15 protein-coding genes are annotated in these 19767 nt (G+C 58.8%); 7 read left to right on the top strand and 8 right to left on the bottom strand.

Features of this window, described 5'->3' with window-relative positions; translation table 11 throughout:
* Positions 1-3 precede the first annotated feature (3 nt).
* From CWM52_RS10405 to CWM52_RS10390, 4 genes are read left to right on the top strand one after another with little or no spacing between them, the layout of a single operon-like run.
* Complete coding sequence (locus CWM52_RS10405) at positions 4-750, top strand: SDR family NAD(P)-dependent oxidoreductase (protein ID WP_100684032.1); 747 nt, start codon at positions 4-6, stop codon at positions 748-750.
* 10 nt (positions 751-760) lie between these two features.
* A complete protein-coding gene (locus CWM52_RS10400; protein WP_100684031.1) occupies positions 761-1045 on the top strand; it encodes a hypothetical protein in 285 nt (94 codons plus the stop codon).
* A 21-nt stretch (positions 1046-1066) separates the two neighbouring features.
* Positions 1067-2080 carry a CobW family GTP-binding protein gene (locus CWM52_RS10395; RefSeq protein WP_100684030.1) on the top strand — a complete coding sequence of 338 codons (1014 nt, stop codon included), beginning with the start codon at positions 1067-1069 and terminating at the stop codon, positions 2078-2080.
* Positions 2081-2084: 4 nt separating this feature from the next.
* Complete coding sequence (locus CWM52_RS10390) at positions 2085-3281, top strand: ABC transporter substrate-binding protein (protein WP_100684029.1); 1197 nt, start codon at positions 2085-2087, stop codon at positions 3279-3281.
* A 160-nt stretch (positions 3282-3441) separates the two neighbouring features.
* On the opposite strand, the gene CWM52_RS10385 is transcribed toward CWM52_RS10390, so the two are convergent.
* Positions 3442-5808 carry a TIM-barrel domain-containing protein gene (locus CWM52_RS10385; protein WP_100684028.1) on the bottom strand — a complete coding sequence of 789 codons (2367 nt, stop codon included), beginning with the start codon at positions 5806-5808 and terminating at the stop codon, positions 3442-3444.
* 14 nt (positions 5809-5822) lie between these two features.
* The gene (locus tag CWM52_RS10380) at positions 5823-7124 is read right to left on the bottom strand and encodes an MFS transporter (RefSeq protein ID WP_100684027.1); all 1302 of its coding nucleotides are present in this window, start codon (positions 7122-7124) and stop codon (positions 5823-5825) included.
* 282 nt (positions 7125-7406) lie between these two features.
* Between CWM52_RS10380 and CWM52_RS10375 the strand changes: the two genes are divergently transcribed.
* On the top strand, positions 7407-8498 hold the full coding sequence (locus CWM52_RS10375; protein WP_165785374.1) for a LacI family DNA-binding transcriptional regulator: 1092 nt from the start codon (positions 7407-7409) through the stop codon (positions 8496-8498).
* On the opposite strand, the gene CWM52_RS10370 is transcribed toward CWM52_RS10375, so the two are convergent.
* The 6 genes from CWM52_RS10370 to moeA all read right to left on the bottom strand — a co-directional run bounded on the left by CWM52_RS10370 (position 8495) and on the right by moeA (position 16670).
* Positions 8495-9760 carry a DUF1479 domain-containing protein gene (locus tag CWM52_RS10370; protein WP_100684026.1) on the bottom strand — a complete coding sequence of 422 codons (1266 nt, stop codon included), beginning with the start codon at positions 9758-9760 and terminating at the stop codon, positions 8495-8497. The two genes, CWM52_RS10375 and CWM52_RS10370, sit on opposite strands and share 4 nt — an antisense overlap.
* 146 nt (positions 9761-9906) lie before the next feature.
* Complete coding sequence (locus tag CWM52_RS10365; RefSeq protein ID WP_100684025.1) at positions 9907-10722, bottom strand: Cof-type HAD-IIB family hydrolase; 816 nt, start codon at positions 10720-10722, stop codon at positions 9907-9909.
* Between the two features lie 468 nt (positions 10723-11190).
* The gene (locus tag CWM52_RS10360) at positions 11191-13623 is read right to left on the bottom strand and encodes a formate C-acetyltransferase/glycerol dehydratase family glycyl radical enzyme (RefSeq protein ID WP_100684024.1); all 2433 of its coding nucleotides are present in this window, start codon (positions 13621-13623) and stop codon (positions 11191-11193) included.
* A 4-nt stretch (positions 13624-13627) separates the two neighbouring features.
* Positions 13628-14527: a glycyl-radical enzyme activating protein gene (locus CWM52_RS10355; RefSeq protein WP_100684023.1), complete on the bottom strand. Its 900-nt coding sequence runs from the start codon at positions 14525-14527 to the stop codon at positions 13628-13630.
* A 152-nt stretch (positions 14528-14679) separates the two neighbouring features.
* Positions 14680-15435, bottom strand: a complete 756-nt coding sequence (moeB, locus tag CWM52_RS10350; RefSeq protein ID WP_100684022.1) for a molybdopterin-synthase adenylyltransferase MoeB — start codon at positions 15433-15435, stop codon at positions 14680-14682.
* A complete protein-coding gene (moeA, locus tag CWM52_RS10345; RefSeq protein WP_100684021.1) occupies positions 15435-16670 on the bottom strand; it encodes a molybdopterin molybdotransferase MoeA in 1236 nt (411 codons plus the stop codon). Before moeA ends, moeB begins: the two co-directional genes overlap by 1 nt.
* Positions 16671-16939: 269 nt before the next feature.
* Here moeA and iaaA point away from each other — a divergent pair, with 269 nt between their 5' ends.
* Both iaaA and gsiA read left to right on the top strand, forming a co-directional pair.
* Positions 16940-17881: a beta-aspartyl-peptidase gene (iaaA, locus tag CWM52_RS10340; RefSeq protein WP_100684020.1), complete on the top strand. Its 942-nt coding sequence runs from the start codon at positions 16940-16942 to the stop codon at positions 17879-17881.
* 12 nt (positions 17882-17893) lie between these two features.
* A complete protein-coding gene (gene gsiA / locus CWM52_RS10335) occupies positions 17894-19750 on the top strand; it encodes a glutathione ABC transporter ATP-binding protein GsiA (protein WP_100684019.1) in 1857 nt (618 codons plus the stop codon).
* Positions 19751-19767 lie beyond the last annotated feature (17 nt).

The raw sequence follows: 19767 nt of genomic DNA, 5'->3' as shown, positions 1-19767 counted from the left end.
TTTATGCAACTAAAGGGTAAACGCTGCGTCATTACCGGCGCCGCCAGCGGCATAGGAGCGGCTATCGCTGAACTGTTTGCGCGTGAAGGCGCGCGGTTGGTTCTGGTCGATCGGCATAACGATAAGCTCAACGCGATAGTCAACCAACTCCAGCAATACGGTGCAGAGTACTGCGGCGTGGTGGCTGACGTTGGTCAGGTTGATGGGGCCACGGCTGGCGTTGATTGCTGCCTTGCGCGTTATGGCGGCATCGATATCCTGGTCAACAATGCCGGAATGTTAACGCAGGCACGTTGTGAAGATATTACGCTGGCGATGTGGGAAGAGATGATGGCCGTCGACCTGCGCAGTGTGTTTTTAGCGACCCAGCGGGCGCTGCCGGCAATGCTGGCGCAGCGTTGGGGGCGTGTGATTAATATTGCTTCACAGCTGGGAATTAAAGGTGGAGCGGAGTTGAGTCATTACGCCGCCGCTAAAGCTGGGGTCATCGGTTTTACCAAATCCCTGGCTCTGGAAGTGTCAGACCGTAATGTGCTGGTGAATGCCATTGCACCAGGTCCGATTGAAACCCCGCTGATTGATGGTATTAATGAGGCGTGGAAGCAGGCTAAAGCCGCCGGGTTACCGCTGGGGCGCTTTGGTCGCGCAGAAGAGGTGGCACCCGCGGCGCTTCTGCTGGCAAGCGAGCCGGGCGGCAATCTTTTTGTCGGTCAAACGCTTGGCCCTAATTCTGGCGATGTGATGCAGTAATGGAGTTGCTATGTGTGGAGTGTGCGGCTTACTCAATCATGGGCCGCAGTGGAGCGATCCGCTGCAGCAGGACATACCTCAACGCCAGCTACGCCTTCAGCAGCTAGCGCTGCTCAATCGGGTGTTGAAGCCCTGGCGATTGTCGCTGACGGAGTTTCATAATAGCTGGTTGCTGGCGAGCCCAACGGGTCAGCAAGCGCTGGTATATTCACTGGACGCATTGTGGATCGAGGCCGAAAAGATGAGCGGGCGTTCGGTGGATCCGCTGGACGAGAACTGGCTAGCGGCGCTGTAGCTACCGTCGGGAGGAACAGTGATGCAATACGAAGAAAAATTACCGCTCCATGTGCTGAGCGGTTTCCTCGGCAGCGGTAAAACAACCTTGTTAAAGGGCTGGCTGGCACAGCAGAATCTTAATGAAATCGCGCTGCTGGTAAACGAATTTGGTGAAGTAGGGATCGATCATTATCTGCTCAGTGAGGTCGCGCCGGAAACCGTGCTGTTACCGAGCGGCTGTGTCTGTTGCCAGATTCGGGGGGAATTGAAAACGGCGCTTCTCGACCTCTATGAACGCCGTGCGCGTGGGCTGCTTCCGCCATTTAACCAGGTCATACTGGAAACGACCGGGCTGGCTGATCCTGCGTCAATACTGTCGACGTTACTGCACGATCCTCAGCTCCAGCACCACTTCAGCCAGGGGACTCTGGTGACTCTGGTGGATGCAGAACATGCCCGATCTCAGGCAGAGACTCAACCTGAATGGCTGGCGCAGGTTACTGCTGCCGATAAACTGCTGCTCAGTAAATGCGATCGGACGACGAGGGAAGAGGCTGTCATGCTCCGTCAGTGGCTGCAGCAGCTTAACCCTCTGGCGGAACTGAGCGATACCCGGCAGGCGCTCAATGACTTTCATCGCTTATTTCAGCTCCAGGTTATGCGGGGTTCGCGGGAGCAGCGTTTCCGTTGGCTCGGGGCCTGCGGTCATGACGATTTTGTCCGGCATCCCGTTGCACATTCGACGTTACATCCTGCGACGCAAACCTGCGTGGTGACCCTGCAACAGTCGGTCAACTGGCTCTCATTTGCGATCTGGTTATCGATGCTATTACACTGCCACGGTGGCTCGATACTACGGATGAAAGGCATTTTACGCGTGAGTGAGAGCCGCTCGCCGATTGTCATCCACGGTGTCCAGCATACCTTACACCCGCCCGTGCACCTGCGAGACTGGCCAGGAGAACTGGAAGATTCGACGCTGGTCTTTATCTTACGCGGCCTGGAGGCCGATCGTTTGCAAAGCGCATTCAGTCGCTATATGCAGGAGCCATAAGAGGATGAACTCTGCTGCCGTCGTTAATAACCAGCTGACCTTACGCGTGCTTGGAACTTCCGTCACGCTGCTCGAAATACTGCGCGCGCGTGCAGAGCAGGATCTTGGTATCAAAATCGAATATCTGCTGCACAGCGTAGAAGATGCGCAACGGATCGCGGTGATGCATCCGGAAAGTTACGATCTCTACGATCAGTGGTTTCATAATATTGATTTTGTCTGGCCTGCGCGCGCCATTCAGCCGTTGGAGATTAAGCGGCTGAAATATTGGGGCGAAGTGAATGCATTAGCGAAAATCGGTACGCTCAGCGATGATGGAGTCCTTGCCGATGGCTGCGTGCCTGCGCAGCGGCTCTACGTACAGCGTAACCTGCATCTAAGTAGCCAGCCGGGCGAACTCATTAGCATGCTGCCCTTGACGCACAACGCCGACAGTTTCGCCTATCACGTCGATCGACTCCCCGCCGCGCTACGCGGGCAGGAGGAAAGTTGGGGGTGGTTGTTACATGAAGCCCTGACCGGGCAGGTCGCGTTGCAGGAAGATGCCGCGATGGGGGGGCTGGATGCGGCCCTGGCTATGCAGGGGGCCGGAATGGCCCGCTTTGCCAATACCGGAAATCTGACGCTGGAAGAGATCGATTTGCTGACTCAGGGGCTGGCGCGTCTTAACCGGCAGGGGCATTTCGCCGCGTTTTGGGCAACCCAGGAGCAGGCTTGCGATTTGATCGATAATTACCAGGTTGAGGTGCAGAGCCTGTGGGCACCTATCTATTTTCGCCATCATTTTCATCAACGTGGTTACAAAATGGCCCGCCCCCGGGAGGGCTATCGCGCCTGGTATGGTGGTATGTCCCTTTCACGTTGTGCGACCGGGAAAATTAAGGACGCGGCGTATGAATATCTCAACTGGTGGCAGTCCGGGTGGCCGGGAGCGGTGATGGCGCGTCAGGGTTATTATATATCCAACCCGGAACGCAGTCGTCAGTATCTTTCCGTTGCCGAGTGGGATTTCTGGTACGACGGCAAACCGGCGGCGGAAATGCTCTATGACGCGTGGGGCTCGCCGCTGATCCCCGCTGGAGAACGCCGCGATGGGGGCAGTTATGAACAGCGCATGAGCCATATTGCCGTATGGAATTCCGTTATGGATGAACATAATTATCTGACGCGCCGCTGGCAGGATGCGTTAGGACGCAAGTAAAAGATGTGGTGGCTGACTGGTGGCAGGGCATTGCATGCCCGACTGAATTGCGTTTAGCGACTGTTCAGCCCATTGGCGAAAGAATCCCCGTGGGCCAGGCGTTACCGCCGAACTTGTCGCCCCGGTCACGTTGCGTGCCCGGGGCCTTTACGCTTATTGGTTAACCAAATACCCACTCGCTGGCGGCTTCACCATTTATCAACAGCTTGCGCTTTTCGCCAGCGGGTAACGTCACTTTCAGCGCCTTCCATGCCGGGCGATAATGGCCGCGGGTGTTAATCTGCAGGTTGATGGTCGTGCTGCTGCAGACCATCTCCCACGTTAGCCACAGCGCATCATCTTCTTTATAGCCCCAGCTTTCGCCATCGTCCTCAAACAGCAGGCCCTGCGACGACCCCACGCCTTTGAGCGGGAACAGCTTCAGCTCGCGCTGGTCGTCTTTTGTCGCGCTGACATGGATGAGGCGTTCGCTGAGCGGCAGACCGGCTCCGGCGCGGACCAGCAGCGGCAGATGTTCCAGCGGCGCATCCCGCGTTATCCACTGGCCGCCGGAGAACCACTCCCCGCTATAAAAATCGTACCAGCCGGCGGTGTTTTCCGGCAGCCACACCCGGCGCTGACGCTGGCCCGGTTCGACGACGCTGGCGACCAGCAGATCGCGTCCCAGCAGGAAATCATCACACTCTTCAAAGGTTTGTGGATCGTGCTCATGATCGAGGAACGTCGGTCGCAGCATCGGTTCATCGTCGGCATGGGCCTGCCATAGCAGCGTATACAGATAGGGCAGCAGGCGATAGCGCAGTTCAATCGCGCTGCGAATCGCCGGGGTCACGCCCGGATACATCCACGCCTCGTTGACCGTCTGGTCATCGTTCCATGAGTGGATGGTAAAGCGCGGGTGCATCACGCCATTCTGCACCCAGCGTACAAACAGCTCGGCATCCGGTTTATCACCGGAAAAACCGCCGACGTCATGACCAACGTTATATAAGCCGGACAAACTCATCCCCAGCCCCATGCGGGTGTTATAGCGCAGTGTCTCCCAGTTGGTGCGGTTATCGCCGCTCCAGGTCTGGACGTAGCGCTGCATCCCGGCGCAGCCGGAGCGGGAGATCAGATACGGCCGCTTTTGCGGTGCGAAATGCTGCTGGGCTTCCATTGAGGCGCGCATCATCAGCAGCGGCATCACCGGACGAATATGCTTGATGGCGATGTTCTGGCCAAAGCCGTGGCAGCGGGCTTCGCCGTCCCAGACTTCAAATTCGTTATTATCATTCCAGGTGGAATCGATGCCCATCTCCAGCAGCTGACGGGTAACGCCGTCCTGCCACCAGGCGACGGTTTGCGGATTCGTGAAGTCGAGGTGCGATCCTTCGTCATCCCAGAAGCTTGAGCGTTCCGGCGCGTCGCTCTCCGAGTCGCGAATAAATAACCCTTTTTCCGCCACTTCGCTATAGCGCGGATGGTCCTGCAACAGACAGGGTTTAATATTGGCCGCCAGTTTTATTCCGGCATCATGGAAACTCTGGCTCAGCACTTTCGGCTGCGGCACTTTGTCATAGTTCCAGTTAAACACGTAGCGCTTGCCGTTGATCGAGGTATAGCCGGAAGAGAGCTGGAACGAGTCGCAGGGAATCGCATGCTCTTCGCACAGGCGGATAAAGTTCATCAGCTGATTTTGCGCATCCGGCGCGTCGGTGTAGTGCATAGTGGAGCCGCTGTAGCCGAGACTCCATTTCGGCCCGAACAGCGTTTTGCCGGTCAGGCGCACAAACGCTTTGGTGACGTCCAGCGCCCGTCGGCCGGTGAACAGGTAGTAATCGATATCGCCTGCTTCCGCCTGCCAGCGGCGGTAGGCGGTGTGGTAGTTATCAATTTCATTGCCCAGATCCAGCCAGCAGCTGCTCAGGTTATCGTAGAACAGGCCGTAGCTGATGTCGCTACGCTGGGTGAGGGTAAAGGGAATGTGTTTGTACAGCGGGTCGGTACTGGCGGCGTTATAGCCCATCGCATCGAGATTACGCATTTCATAGCGTTTACCGTTGCGCTGAAGATCGCCGGCCTTCTCGCCAAGCCCGTAAAACCGTTCGTCCTTGCGGCGGCTCAGGTAGTGCGCCGCGCCATCGCCGTGGGCATTGAGCAGATAGGCGCTGGTGGGGCGGTCATTGACCAGCGGCAGCCACTCGCCGTCGTCGTGACGATAGCTCCACTCCAGCCACAGCGGCTGGTGGACGGTGACGCGCAGCTGCCCGGTGGCGATCGTCAGGCTGTCAGTGTGTTGTTCAAGCGTCCACGCAGGCAGGCTAAAACCGCTCAGATCCTCACGAGGACGGCCTTCCCACGGCACGTCCTGCTGCGGTGCAATGCTCCAGGTACGGTCCAGCGCCAGCTGGCCTTTACGTTTGAGCAGGACGCGGAACAGGTTCTCTTCCAGTACATACAGGCACAGCGTGTGCTGCCCGTCGATAGTTAACTCAACGTGATGAGCCAATTGTTGGTGTAATGTCCAGTGTTTAAGCGTTTTCATCTTTATATCCATTCTCAGGCGCGTTTGGCGCGACGTTCAGCAATAAATGCCACCAGGAAGAGGGCGCCAATCAGGTCAAAGAACCCCATGGCGATAAACAGCGGGTTGAAGCCGATTTTGTCGGCGGTCACCCCGATTAATAACGAGAACAGGAAGCTGGCAATCCAGGCGGCGGAACCGCGCATCCCGTTGACGGTCGCCATCTGGCCTTTATCAAACGACTCCACCACCAGCGCGCTCAGCATGCAGGAGATAATCTGATGGCCGAAGCCGCCGATGGAGATCAGCACGATGGTGATGTAGGGGTCGCGGGTGATGGCGACGAGAGCCAGCGAAATCATCAGGAAGGCGCCGGTCACCGAACTGGCGACCACCGAGTTCACACGGGTACAGCCGAACCAGCGGGTGTACAGTCTGGTCAGATAGCCGCTGACGACGCTGCCGAGGTCGGCGGCGAGAAACGGCAGCCAGGCGAACATGGCAATCTGTTTCAGGTCCATCCCGTGATCTTTAGCGAGGTACAGCGGGACCCAAAAGCTCAGTACCGCCCAGGCCGGCTCGGCCATGAAAGCCGGAATCGCAATACCGTAAAAGCGCTTATTTTTCGAGACGGTTTTTAGCGCCGTGAAGAACGGCAGCTTCACCGCCGGCGGTTCATTGTCCTGACGAATGAAGGTCAGTTCGCTTTTGCCGAGGTTCGGATGTTTTTCAGGATTGTTATAAAACACCCACCACAGCACGACCCACAGCAGCGCCAGTACCCCGGTAAACATAAACGCGCCCTGCCAGCCGAAGGAGGCATGGGCAAAGTAGATAATCGGCGGCGCCAGCATCGCGCCAATCGAGAAGCCGACGCCAGCCCAACCGGCGGCGATCGGACGTTCCGATTTCGGGAACCATTCGCCGATGGTTTTGGCGTTTGCCGGCGTGGCGGCGGCTTCCGCACCGCCCATAAAGAAGCGCAGGATAGCCAGGTGCAGCCAGCTACCGGCACCCGCGTGAGCGATACAGGCAATGGCCCACAGCGTGGCGCAAATCATAAAGCCGAGCTTCAGGCCGATGACGTCGATAAGCCAGCCGCACAGCGGTTGGAAAACGGTGTAGGCCAACTGAAACGCGCCGACAATCCACGAATACTGTTCGGTGGTGATGCCGAGCGAGACTTTCAGTTCCGGGGCGATAATCCCCAGAGAGTTGCGTGTGATGTAGTTGACGGTGACGCCGAGTAAAAAAAGGACCAGCATCCACCAGCGCAGATTTTTTACCACCCGCCGGGATTTGCTGGCGGTGATATCGTTGTTGAGGCCTTGACTCATAGAACTCTCCACAAGATTTTTAATGTAGGGTAATGACCGGCTCGCGCAACGAGTTGTCATACCGGTTCCTGTAATATTTTGAATAATATCGTTTTATTTCTTCTTATATCCGGGTAACTAGTATGGAAGTTATCGGACCAATTCAGGTTAGGCGAGAAAACCGGCGGGCAGTAGCGTTATTTATGAAAGTTTTTTCATAAGATGGCGAAATGCTCACTGAAGAGGCACTCATTTCCTTGGTAATCTGGATTTACAGATGATGAAAATTCTTTCATTTTGAAGATGGAGCTGGATCACAAAATGGATAAAAAGCTAAAAATAGCCGAGATCGCCAGCCGGACCGGGATGTCGGCGAGCACGGTTTCCAGAGTGCTGGCAGGAAAAGCGAACACCAGCGAGAAGGCCCGGCGGGCCGTGCTGACGTGCGCGCGTGAAATGGGGGTGCTGGAAGGCATCGCCGCCGGGCGTATGCTGCTCAATAGCCTGGTGGTCTTTGCGCCGCAGCGGGCGTTTGATGAACGTTCTGATATCTATTACTACCGGGTTATTCAGAGCATCCACCACGCGCTGGCCGCCCATGAGGTGCGCCTGCGAACCTGCGCGCTGGAAGAGAACGACAGCGATGCCAATCAGTTCCTGGCCCGCATGAACGAACCGGAAACCGAAGCGGCGATCCTGCTGGGGATTGACGATCCGCATATTCACGATCTGGCGGTAGATCTGGCGAAACCCTGCGTGCTGCTCAACTGCCGCGACGAAGCGATGCGCCTCTCCTCCATTGCGCCGGATCATCGGCTGATCGGCCAGTTTGCCGCGCAGTATCTGTTTGAGATGGGGCATCGGGCGGTGCTGAATGTGATGTGCCTGCGCCGTTACACCATGGACCTGAGGCTGGCAGGTATCAAAGAGGCCTGGCGGATGCGCAACCTGCATTTCACCGATGGGCGCGACCTGCTTACGGTCGCCAGTTTTAGCGCCAGGGACAGCGAACAGCGGGTGGGGGAGTGGCTCGACGCGCGGGCAGGCAAACCGCTGCCAACGGCCTTTTTGGTTGGCGGAGATTTTATGGTCGCCGGGACGGTGAGCGCGCTGCAAAAGCGCGGGCTGCGGGTGCCGCAGGATATTTCGGTGATGAGTATCGACGGCTTCAACCTGGCCGCCATTCAGGATGTGCCGCTGACTGCGGTCCACGTCCCGCGTGACGAGCTGGGGACGGAAGCGGTGCATCTGCTTCAGCAGCGGCTGATTCGCCCGGATGCGCCGCGCGGCTCGCTGCTGCTGCACGGCACGCTGGTGGTTCGGGACTCGGTCAGGCGGATACGCTCCGGTAACCGCCTGACCACGGTTGCGCAGGCCGGACTCTACGACGACTAGACGACGATGCCCAGCGCCCGTTTACCATGAATATTGAGATCGTCGAGGGTAAAGCGATCCTGCCAGTCGGTCTCATAATCTTCACGAGGGAAGTCCCCCGGCGAAGCGCCGTTTTCCAGCGCCAGCTTGACCTTCTGCGCATAGGCGAGGTTTTTCTCGCACATCGGCGCGGCGGGAATGTACATCACATTGCCCCAGCCCTGCTGGTTTTCCACCGGCGCCACCGAGTGGATAACATCGCAGTGCCACCATACCGAATCACCGGCATTGAGCGCCGGGATAGAGCTGAGCGCTTTGATCAGCAGCGGATGCCATTTCCCGGAAACCGGCAGTACTTTCCCCGGCGCCACGCCGCACAGCTCATCGTCCGGCACATCGTCCAGCAGCGGGCGCAGCAGAACATACGCCATCGCCTCCGGAATCGGCACTACGTGCAGCAGCCCCTGATCGGGAATCATATCCGAGAGCGCGGTCCAGCCCTGGAAAGTCCGGAAGACGGAGCATTTGGTGGTGTTGTCGACGGTGTACTCTTCGACTTCGGTACGGTGCGCCGCATCCCACGGATCATAGGCATCAATATTGCCGTTAAAGACGTTGGCGAAGACGCGCTGATAGGCCGGCAGCAGCCAGCGCTCCAGCGCGCCGGAATCGGTGTGTGCGCCCAACCCTTTCGAGGTGGTTCCCGGCGGGCGGCGGCGGATGCGATCCGGATAGATAACGCTCACGTCCGGGTCGAACCACTGCTTGCCATCATGGTTAAAGGTCCACAGGCGGTTGAGGAAGGACTGTACGGCCGCCATCTCATCGCTCTGGCGCGCCTGCATCTGCGCCTGTGACCAGTAGATCGGGTAAATCTCCGGGCGTGAAGCGTCAAGTGAGCCGAAGAAGGTATCGCCCGGGCCTTTGTAGACATCGTCGAAATGGTTACGGTCGAGATATTCAAGCATCGCGTTATCCCAGGCCAGCGCCCGTTCACGCGTGAAGTGGCCTTTGATGACCGCGCAGCCGCGGCGCTTAATAGCCTCGCGCTGGGCGTCACTGACTTTCCCCTGCGCGATGTCGCTGAACGGGATCACCGGCCAGACATCCTCACCCCGGGCTTTCAGCGCCTCAATCTCTTCGAGGCGGGCGGTAATCCTCGCGGTGAGACGATCGAACACCGCCTGCACATCGCCGATTTGCGCGCGCAGATGCTGTTTCATTTGACGAATCGCCGCTTTGTGGTCGGCGGGTAATGTTTCGTGGGTGTAGATAGCAGCCATGGTGACCTCACTCAGTTCTTTTCTTTCATTCGAAAGTATTAAATCTTACAAACGTTAATTTAAGTTAAATTTAAGTTAATGCAAGTTTAAAAATCAGAGGGGGCGCACAAAATGAAAAAACCGGGGCAGAGGGCCCCGGTCAGCGGTCAGCAGGAGAAGGGCGGCGTCTTATCGAGCACGGCCTGAATGACCTTCAGCGCGCCGTGATGGTTGTTATCGTCGGTCGTGTAATCGGCGATAGCTTTAATGCTTGCGGCGGCATTGCCCATGGCGAAAGCGTATTTCACCAGCTTCAGCATTTCCGCATCGTTGCCGCTGTCGCCGATGGCGACGCACTCCTGCGGCGAAAGCTGCCAGCGTTTGAGCAGGCGGCTGATGCCGTTCGCTTTATGCAGGCCGGGAATGATTAAATCAACGAAGCCGAAACCGCTGGTCACGGGCTTCATAATGCCATCGAGCGAAACGTGTAGTTTATCGATAAGCTGCGGGATATCGCTATCGGGCAGATTCAGCGAGAATTTGAACAGGGTGTCGTTAATGTTCTGATAATCGCTGATTCGTTGCAGGCGATGATAGTGTTTTGCCATCAGGGCAACGAAAGCGTCGGGCGCCTTGTCGCTGACGTAGGCGCTCTCCAGGCCACAGGCGACGAAGTTCAGCTGGCTGTCTTTCAGCAGCTCGCCAATCACCACCTGGGATTCATGGCGGGTCAGCTCGCCGTGGAACAGCTGTTGGCCGTGTTCGTACACCAGCGCACCGTTCTCGGCGACAAAAGAGATCTGCTCGCGAATTTCCGGGAAAAAAGAGATCAGCTGATAGTACTGGTTGCCGCTGGCGACAACAAATTCAATACCCTGCTGCTGAAGCTGCGCGAACTGCGCGAGAAAACGCGGGCGATCGTACTGCCTGGCGTCATTGAGAAAAGTTCCGTCCATATCGGTGACGATAACTTTAACGGTCATAACAGATGCTCCTGGCTAACTTCGACCAGTAACATTCTAATTACAATGTGACCTGAAGCACAAATTTATTTCGAATGAAAGTTTGCATTGCCTTATGTGCAGGAGAAAATCCCCGGGTGGCGGCGTAAACGCCTTACCCGGGCTACTGTCCCGCAGAGGGCGGTGAACCCGTAGCCCGGCTAAGCGCAGCGCTAGCCGGGGATTTTGCTTGCGGCGGATGTCCGGTACGGGCGATGCTCTCGTCCCGGGTGGCGGCGTAAACGCCTTACCCGGGCTACGGCCAGCAGAGGGCTGTGACCTGTAGCCCGGCTAAGTGCGGCGCCAGCCGGGGGTTTTGCTTGCGGCGGATGTCCGGTACGGCGATGCTTTCGTCCCCGGGTGGTGGCGTAAACGCCTTACCCGGGCTACTGTCCCGCAGAGGGCGGTGACCCGTAGCCCGGCTAAGCGCAGCGCCAGCCGGGGGAGGACTTACAGCGTATGCTCGGTACGGGCGATGATATCGTCCTGGGCATCCGGCGACAGGGCGGTGAAGAACGCCGAGTATCCCGCTACGCGGACCACTAAATCACGATACTGGTCAGGGTGCTTCTTCGCTTCCAGCAGCGTCTCCCGCGATACGATGTTGTACTGGATATGCCAGCCTTTATGCACTTCGAAGAAGGTACGCAGCAGCACCATCAGTTTCTGCTTATCGGACTCGTTCTCCAGCGTCGCCGGGTTCAGCTTCTGGTTAAGCAGCACGCCGCCGAGAATCGACCCGGTCGGCAGCTTGCCGACGGAGTTGATGACCGCCGTCGGCCCCAGATGGTCGGTCCCGGAAGCCGGGCTGGCCCCTTCCGCCAGCGGCGAGTGCGCTGTACGTCCATCCGGCGTGGCCATCGTCTGGGCGCCAAACGGCACGTTAGCAGAGATGGACGAGGTACCGGCGTAATAGTTGCCGCCGATTGGACCGCGACCATAGCGCGGATTGCGGTACTGCTTCAGCTCATCGATATAGGTCTGGTACGCACGCGCCAGCAGAGTATCCACGCTGTCATCATCGTTACCGTACTTCGGTGCGCCGTTGATTAAGCGCTGACGCAACTGCTCGTGGGTCAGGCCTTCAAAGTCTTCCGCCAGCGCTTTCGCCAGCTGCTGCTGACCGATTGCCCCCTGCTCAAACACCAGCTTTTTCACGGCGACCAGGCTGTTGCCGAGGTTGGCAATACCGACCTGCAGTCCGGAAACCCAATCGTATTTGGCGCCGCCTTGTTTAATGCTCTTCGCCCGCTCGATGCAGTCATCGACCAGCGCCGAGCACAGAATATCGTGGACATTCTCTTCCAGCATGGTATCGACGACGTACTCAATCTCGATCGATTTACGCGTGTAGTAGCGGATCTGCGTATCCCAGTCTTCCAGCACCTGCTCGAAGCGGGTGAAGTTGCCTTTCGACAGCGCGTGCTCCTGCGGCAGGAACACCTGGCCGCTGGTGGCGTCGCGGCCGCCTTCCAGGGCAGCGAGCATCACGCGGGCGAAGTTGATAAAGCTCATCCCGGTGCAGCGATAGCCCCACTTGCCGCCGACGGCGGTTTCGATGCAGCCGATGGCCGCGTAGTCGTAGGCATCCTGCGGTTCGATGCCGAGTTTGATGAATTCCGGAATAACGATTTCGTCGTTATTAAATGCCGGCATCCCGAAGCCGCAGCGAATGACCTGGACACAGGCGTCAAGGAAGTCGTTACTCATACCGGCGTGGTAGCGCACGCTGAGGTTTGGCTGGGTGGAGCGCAGACGGCCGCAGGATTCGAGAATCGCCCACGAGAGCGGGTTCACCGCATCCTGCGCCTTGCCGTTCACCAGGTTCTGGCCGCCGATGGTCACGTTCTGGTATAGCGGGCTGCCTGCGGAGGCTTTCGAGTGCGAGCCGGAGCGAATTTTGTTCACTTCCAGCAACTTCAGCCAGCAGCTGTGCAGCAGCTCAATCGCCTGTTCGCGCGCCAGCGACTGTTGCAGCTCGACGTCGCGACGGTAGTACGGATAGAGGTACTGATCCATACGGCCGAAGGAGACCGAATGACCGTTGGACTCGATCTGCAAAATGAGCTGAATGAAGTAGCACAGCTGTAGCGCCTGCCAGAACGTTTTTGGCGGTTGATGGGCGATAATGTCGCAGTTTTCGGCGATGGCCAGCAGCTCGTCGCGGCGCGTTTCGCGTGTCTCGGCGGCAGCCATGGTACGGGCCAGGCCGGCAAAGCGTCGGCAGTGCTCGCTCACCGCTGTCAGCACGATATCAATCGCTTTGAGGAACTGCTCACCGTGCAAATCTTCCAGCACCGTAAGGTTGATGCGCGAGCGGCGCTCGGCCACTTTGGCGCGCATGCCGTCGAGACCTTTTTCCAGCAACAGCGGATAGTTGACCGCAAGGTGAGCGTCACCGGAGGTCATATTGCCTTCCGCTTTAATAATGCCGGTGGCCAGCAGCGCTTTTTGCTCGTCGGTAAACATGCCGTAGCAACGATCCTGCACGGTCTGGCCGCGCCACCACGGGCAGATCGCATGCAGCACCCGCTTGTTCTCTTCGCTGACGGCGAAACCGGCGCCCGGACGATCGGCCAGATCATCGATCTCTTTTTCAATCCAGCTGACGGTATATTCCGGGAAGATCGGCGCGGCGCGGACCTCGCTTGCCTGGTTGCCGACGATCAGCTCGTCGTGTTTGATCCAGATAGTCCGCTCCGCCAGGTGATGAGCCAGCGCCAGCGCGCGGCGTACCGGGACAGGCTTATCCAGATGCTGTTGATAAGCGGCGGTGTAATGCTGCGCGCGCTCGGTGCATACCGGCGGCTTAACGATATGTACCAGCGCCATTTTATGCGCCTGAATGCGAGCGCTCAGCGTATCCAGTTTCAGGGTCGTCATGAGTTTATCCTCGTAAAGTAGCCGTTAAACCTTTGCTCTGAGCATAGTGCTGCGCGAAAGCGAGCAGCTCGGGGGCAGCAAGCGGTTTGTCCGGAGCGGTATAGGGCTGACTGAGTAACTGATATTTGTTCATTCCCAGCGTGTGGTATGGCAGGAAGTGAATCTCCTCGACCTTCAGACGGTCGGCGGCAAAATCGGTGATGGCGGTAATGGCGGCTTCATCGGCATTAAATCCCTGAATCAGCGGCACGCGGATGATGATTTTTTTCCCGGCCTGCGCCACGCGTTGCAGGTTATCCAGCACCCGGCGAGCGCTGCCGTCCGTCCACTGGTTGAAAATCGCTTCGTTCACGTGCTTCAGGTCGGCGAGAAACAGATCTACCCACGGTAGCGAAGGCGCAATATATTTCCACGGCACGTGCAGACAGGTTTCGACGGCGGTGTGAATACCGGCTTCATGACTGGCCCGCAACAGCTGCTGCGCCAGCTCAGGGTTCATAAACGGCTCACCGCCCGAGAGGGTAACGCCGCCGCCGCTGCGGTCGTAGAATGGTTTATCGCGCAGTACCGCGGTCATAATCTCCTCTACGGACTGCTCTTCGCCGCAGACGGTGAGTGCGGTGGTCGGGCAGCATTCGCGCAGCCGCGCATAGTGGTCATCGGTGAGCTTTTCGCGCTGGATAATCAGGCCATCCAGCTTGCGGGTTATCACCTCCGGCGCCGCCTGCTGGCACAGATCGCAGCCGTCGAGACACAGACGAGCGTCATACAGCAGATCCGCCGTGCGGGAACGACTTTCCGGATTCTGACACCAGCGGCAACCCAGCGAGCAGCCTTTAAGGAAGACGACGGTGCGAATTCCCGGGCCGTCGTGGGTTGAATAGCGCTGAATGTTGAAGATCATACCGAGCCCTCTTTTTGCATATGAAGATTTTAATGCTTTCGAATGAAAGTTACCTTGATGCAAATCAACAAGCAGAACGGATACGATCGGGGAGAACAGGGAAAGGTGTCGCGGGTCACAGATTATCCGGCGACGGTTGCCGCCGGGGAAGATTAATGGCTTGCGCACACCTCGCACTGCGGGTTACGCGGTAGCTTCATTTCACGGAACTGGCAGGTCATCGCGTCGTAGATGACGATTTTGCCTGCCGCCGGCGTGCCGTAACGGCTGAGTACTTTAATCGCTTCCATCGCCTGTAACGCGCCGATGACACCGACCAGCGGCGCCATCACTCCCGCCTCAACGCAGGTGAGGGCATTGTCGCCGAACAGACGGCTCAGGCAGCGATAGCACGGCTCTCCCTCCCGCCAGGTAAAAACGCTGATCTGGCCTTCCATGCGAATCGCCGCGCCGGAAACCAGCGGCGTTTTGTGGCGGAAACAGCCGGCGTTAAGCTGGTTGCGGATAGCGACGTTATCGGTACAGTCGAGCACCAGGTCATGGGCGGCGATCTGCGCCCACAAGGCCTCTTCTTCCAGCACAGCATTCAGCGTCGTGAGCTGTACGTGCGGGTTGATGCGTGCCAGCGCGTCGCGCGCGGAGTCGACCTTCGGCTGGCCGAGGGTCGCATCGCTGTGCAGCGTCTGGCGCTGCAGGTTGGAGAGCGACACGGTGTCGAAATCCAGCAGCGTGAGCTGACCGACGCCCGCCGCCGCCAGATACTGCGCCGCCGCGCAGCCGAGCCCGCCGAGGCCAACCACCAGCACCTGCGAGGTTTTCAGCCGCTCCTGGCCGTCAAAGTCGAAATCGCGCAGGATGATTTGACGGTTGTAGCGCAGCATCTCCTCATCGCTCAGTTCGACCGCCATTACAGCCCCCCGAACAGATGGTTAAAGGGTTCGACTTCAACCCATTCGCCTGCTTCAACGGCGCCGCGTTCGCGTTCAAGGACGATAAAACAGTTGCCGATACTGAAAGAACTGAAGATATGCGACCCCTGATGACCGGTCGATTCAACCACCAGTTCACCGTCCGGATTGCGTCGCAGCACGCCGCGCTGGAAGTCGAGACGGCCCGGGGATTTCTTCAGCCGCGTAGCGGCGCGAACGCGCAGGCGCATTGGCTGAGCCTGGCCGCTGTTACCCGCCAGTTTTGCCAGCAGCGGCTGCACCAGCTGATAGAAGGTGAGGGTGGCGGACACCGGATTACCCGGCAGGCCGCAGAACCAGCTGTTGCTCAGTTTTCCGAAGGCAAAAGGTTTACCCGGCTTGATGGCCAGCTTCCAGAAGCCGATTTCGCCCAGCTCTTCGAGTATCGTTTTGGTGTAGTCCGCTTCGCCGACGGAGACGCCGCCGGAGCTAATCACCACGTCAGCCTGCCGGTCGGCCTCGATAAACGCCTCGCGCAGTCGGGCCGGGTCGTCAGGGATGATGCCGAGGTTAATCACCTCGCAGCCCAGTTGCTCCAGCATCAGATGGACGGCGAGGCGGTTGGTATCGTAAATTTGCCCGTCGCCCAGCGGCTGGCCCGGCAGCTGCAGTTCATCCCCGGTCGAGAACACCGCGACGCGCACTTTGCGCAGCACCGCAACCTCGGCAATTCCCAGCGAAGCGAGCACCGGCAGTTCGGCGACGGTAAGCGGGGTTCCTGCCGGGAAGACCACGGCGCCATCGGCGATATCTTCCCCACGGCGGCGAATGTTTTGCCCGGCTTTGACCGGCGCGACGAAGCGGATGCCCTCTTGGCTCTGCTCCGTCTCTTCCTGCATCACCACCGCGTCGCAGCCTGGCGGGACCGGCGCCCCGGTCATGATGCGAATACAGCTTCCCGTAGGCCAGAGCGCGTGGAACGGCTGTCCGGCGAACGCTTTACCCGCAACCGGCAGCACCGCGCCGTCGGCGAGGTCGGCCAGACGGACGGCATACCCGTCCATCGCCGAGTTATCAAACCCCGGGACGTCCAGCGGCGAAATGAGATCATGGGCGGTTACGCGCGAAAAGGCCTGCAACAGCGGGACGGTTTCCACCGCGCTGAGCGGTGTAATTCGATTGAGCATCTGAGTCAGGGCTGTGTCGAGCGGCATCAGTCCGGCGGTAAAATCCATGGGCTTCTCCTGCGGGCAAATCATCGAAAACACCTATTATGACAGAAAAGCGCTGACGGCTATATGCCTCCACGGTACGGGGTTTACACTGCACCCGGCGTTTTCTATATTCAAAAATTGTATAGGACAGTCAGCACGATAATGATATTTATACATAAAATCATCCTCGATACGTCAGGAGTACAGCTGGAAAAGAGCGGGTTATCCGTCGCCAGTCAGAAGCGGTTTGCAGGACGTATCAAGACACTTTATCGCTGAGGGATCGCTGAATGGGCAAGGCGGTGATAGCAATTCATGGCGGGGCGGGGGCGGTTACGCGCTCAGCCCTGACGCCGGAACGGGAACGACAGTACGTGGCGGCGCTTTCAGCGATCGTCGATAGCGGGCAAAAAATGCTGGCGGCAGGCGCCAGCGCGCTGGATACGGTGACGGAAGCGGTGCGGCTGCTTGAGGAGTGTCCGCTGTTTAACGCGGGTATCGGATCGGTCTTTACCCGCGATGCAACCCATGAACTGGATGCCTGCGTGATGGACGGTAACCGGTTGCAGGCCGGGGCGGTCGCCGGGGTAAAGCATTTGCGTAATCCGGTGCTTGCCGCGCGAATGGTGCTGGAACAAAGCCCGCACGTGCTGCTGATTGGCGAGGGAGCGGAAGCATTTGCCGTCTCCCATGGCATGGACCGGGTCGGGAACCATCTGTTTTCGACCACCGAACGGTTACTTCAGCTGCAACAGGCTCAGGCCGCCGATGAGATTGTGCTCGATCATCAAGCCGCGCCGCTCGATGAGCGCCATAAGATGGGGACCGTCGGCGCGGTGGCGCTGGATTTGGCCGGTAATCTGGCGGCGGCGACCTCGACCGGCGGCATGACCAATAAGCTCCCCGGCCGCGTCGGTGACAGCCCGTTACCGGGAGCCGGTTGCTATGCCAATAACGCCAGCGTCGCCGTCTCCTGCACCGGAACCGGCGAAGTGTTTATGCGCACGCTGGCGGCCTACGATATTGCGGCGCTGATGGAGTACGGCAATCTCAGCCTGTATGAGGCCTGTGAGCGGGTGGTGATGGAAAAACTACCGGCGCTCGGCGGCAGCGGTGGCCTGATTGCCATCGACAGAGAAGGCAACGTGGTTCTGCCATTTAACAGCGAAGGTATGTATCGGGCCTGGTGCTATGCCGGGGATACGCCGACGATTGGTATTTATCGGGAATAAGGGGGACGCACGTTGCCGCATAGTCAAGAAATCGACGCCGATGATGTTCTGGTGGTACGCGATCTGAACGTGGCGTTTCGCCAGCAGCAGGAGCGGTTTTCCGCGGTGCGGCAGCTGTCGTTTACCCTGCGACGGGGCGAAACGTTAGCCATCGTCGGCGAATCGGGTTCGGGAAAATCCGTCACCGCGCTGGCGCTGATGCGCCTGCTCGATAGGGCGGTAAGCGAGGTCAACAGCGAGGCGCTGTGGCTGCGCCGCCGCAACCATCAGGTCGTCTCCCTGAGCGAGCAGTCAGCCGCAGGAATGCGCAGCGTGCGTGGGGCGGACATGGCGATGATTTTCCAGGAGCCGATGACCTCACTCAATCCGGTGTTTACTATCGGAGAGCAGATTGCCGAATCTATTCGTTTGCACCAGGGGCTGGGGCATGATGCGGCGCTGCGCGAAGCGAAGAAAATGCTCGATCAGGTCAGGATCCCCGAGGCGGAAACGATGCTCTCGCGCTACCCCCACCAGCTTTCCGGCGGAATGCGCCAGCGGGTGATGATCGCGATGGCGCTCTCCTGTCGTCCTGCGGTTCTGATTGCCGATGAGCCAACGACGGCGCTGGATGTGACTATCCAGGCGCAGATTCTCCGGCTCATTGCCGTGCTGCAAAAAGAGATGGCGATGGGGGTAATTTTTATTACTCACGATATGGGGGTGGTCGCCGATATTGCCGATCGGGTACTGGTGATGTACCGCGGAGAAGCGGTGGAGAGCGGCACGGTGGAGGCTATCTTCCGCGCGCCGCAGCATCCCTACACTCAGGCGCTGCTGGCCGCCGTCCCGCGGCTCGGGTCGATGCGCGGTAGCGATCTGCCGCGTCACTTTGCGTTATTGCAGCAGCCCGCCCCCGATGAGGGGGAGCAGAATACCGTCGTCGCCGGCGAACCGATTCTTAAAGTGCGCGATCTGGTGGCGCGTTTTCCGCTGCGCAGCGGCATTCTGAATCGCGTCACCCGCGAAGTCCACGCGGTGGAGAAGGTCAGCTTTGATTTGTGGCCAGGAGAGACCCTCTCTTTGGTCGGCGAGTCCGGCTGCGGGAAGTCAACCACCGGCCGGGCGTTGCTGCGGCTGGTGGCGACGCAGGGCGGGACGATAGTCTTTAACGGCGAACGGATTGATACGCTGGCAACCAGCAAACTTCAGGCGCTGCGCCGCGATATCCAGTTTATTTTCCAGGATCCGTTTGCCTCGCTCGACCCGCGACAAACCGTGGGCTATTCGATTATGGAGCCGCTGCGCGTACATGGCATGGCGGAAGGCGACGCGGCGCGAGCGCGCGTTGCCTGGCTGCTGGAGCGGGTCGGTTTGCAACCGGAACATGCCTGGCGCTATCCGCACGAGTTTTCCGGCGGCCAGCGCCAGCGTATTTGCATCGCCCGCGCGCTGGCGCTCAATCCGAAAGTGGTGATTGCCGACGAGGCCGTGTCCGCGCTGGATGTTTCCATCCGCGCGCAGATTATTAATCTGATGCTCGATTTACAGCGCGAAATGGGCATCGCATTCCTGTTTATTTCACACGATATGGCGGTGGTTGAACGCATCAGCCATCGCGTGGCGGTGATGTATCGTGGGCGCATTGTCGAGATAGGCCCGCGGCGCGCCGTGTTTGAAAACCCGCAGCACCCTTATACCCGCAAATTGATGGCCGCCGTACCGGTCGCCGACCCGACGCATCGTCATCCGCAGCGCGTACTGCTCTCTGACGAACTGCCGGGCAATATCTATAAACGCGGGGCCGAGGTTAGCAGCATGCCGTTACAACAGGTAGGGCCGGGCCATTTTGTCGCCACGGAACCCGTCGCCGACGTGCTGGGAAGATAACAACGACATCAACAGTA

This window comes from Raoultella sp. T31 (assembly GCF_002806725.1).
GTDB classification, from domain to species: Bacteria; Pseudomonadota; Gammaproteobacteria; order Enterobacterales; family Enterobacteriaceae; genus Klebsiella; species Klebsiella electrica.
This window is presented reverse-complemented; position numbering and strand designations above follow the sequence as displayed.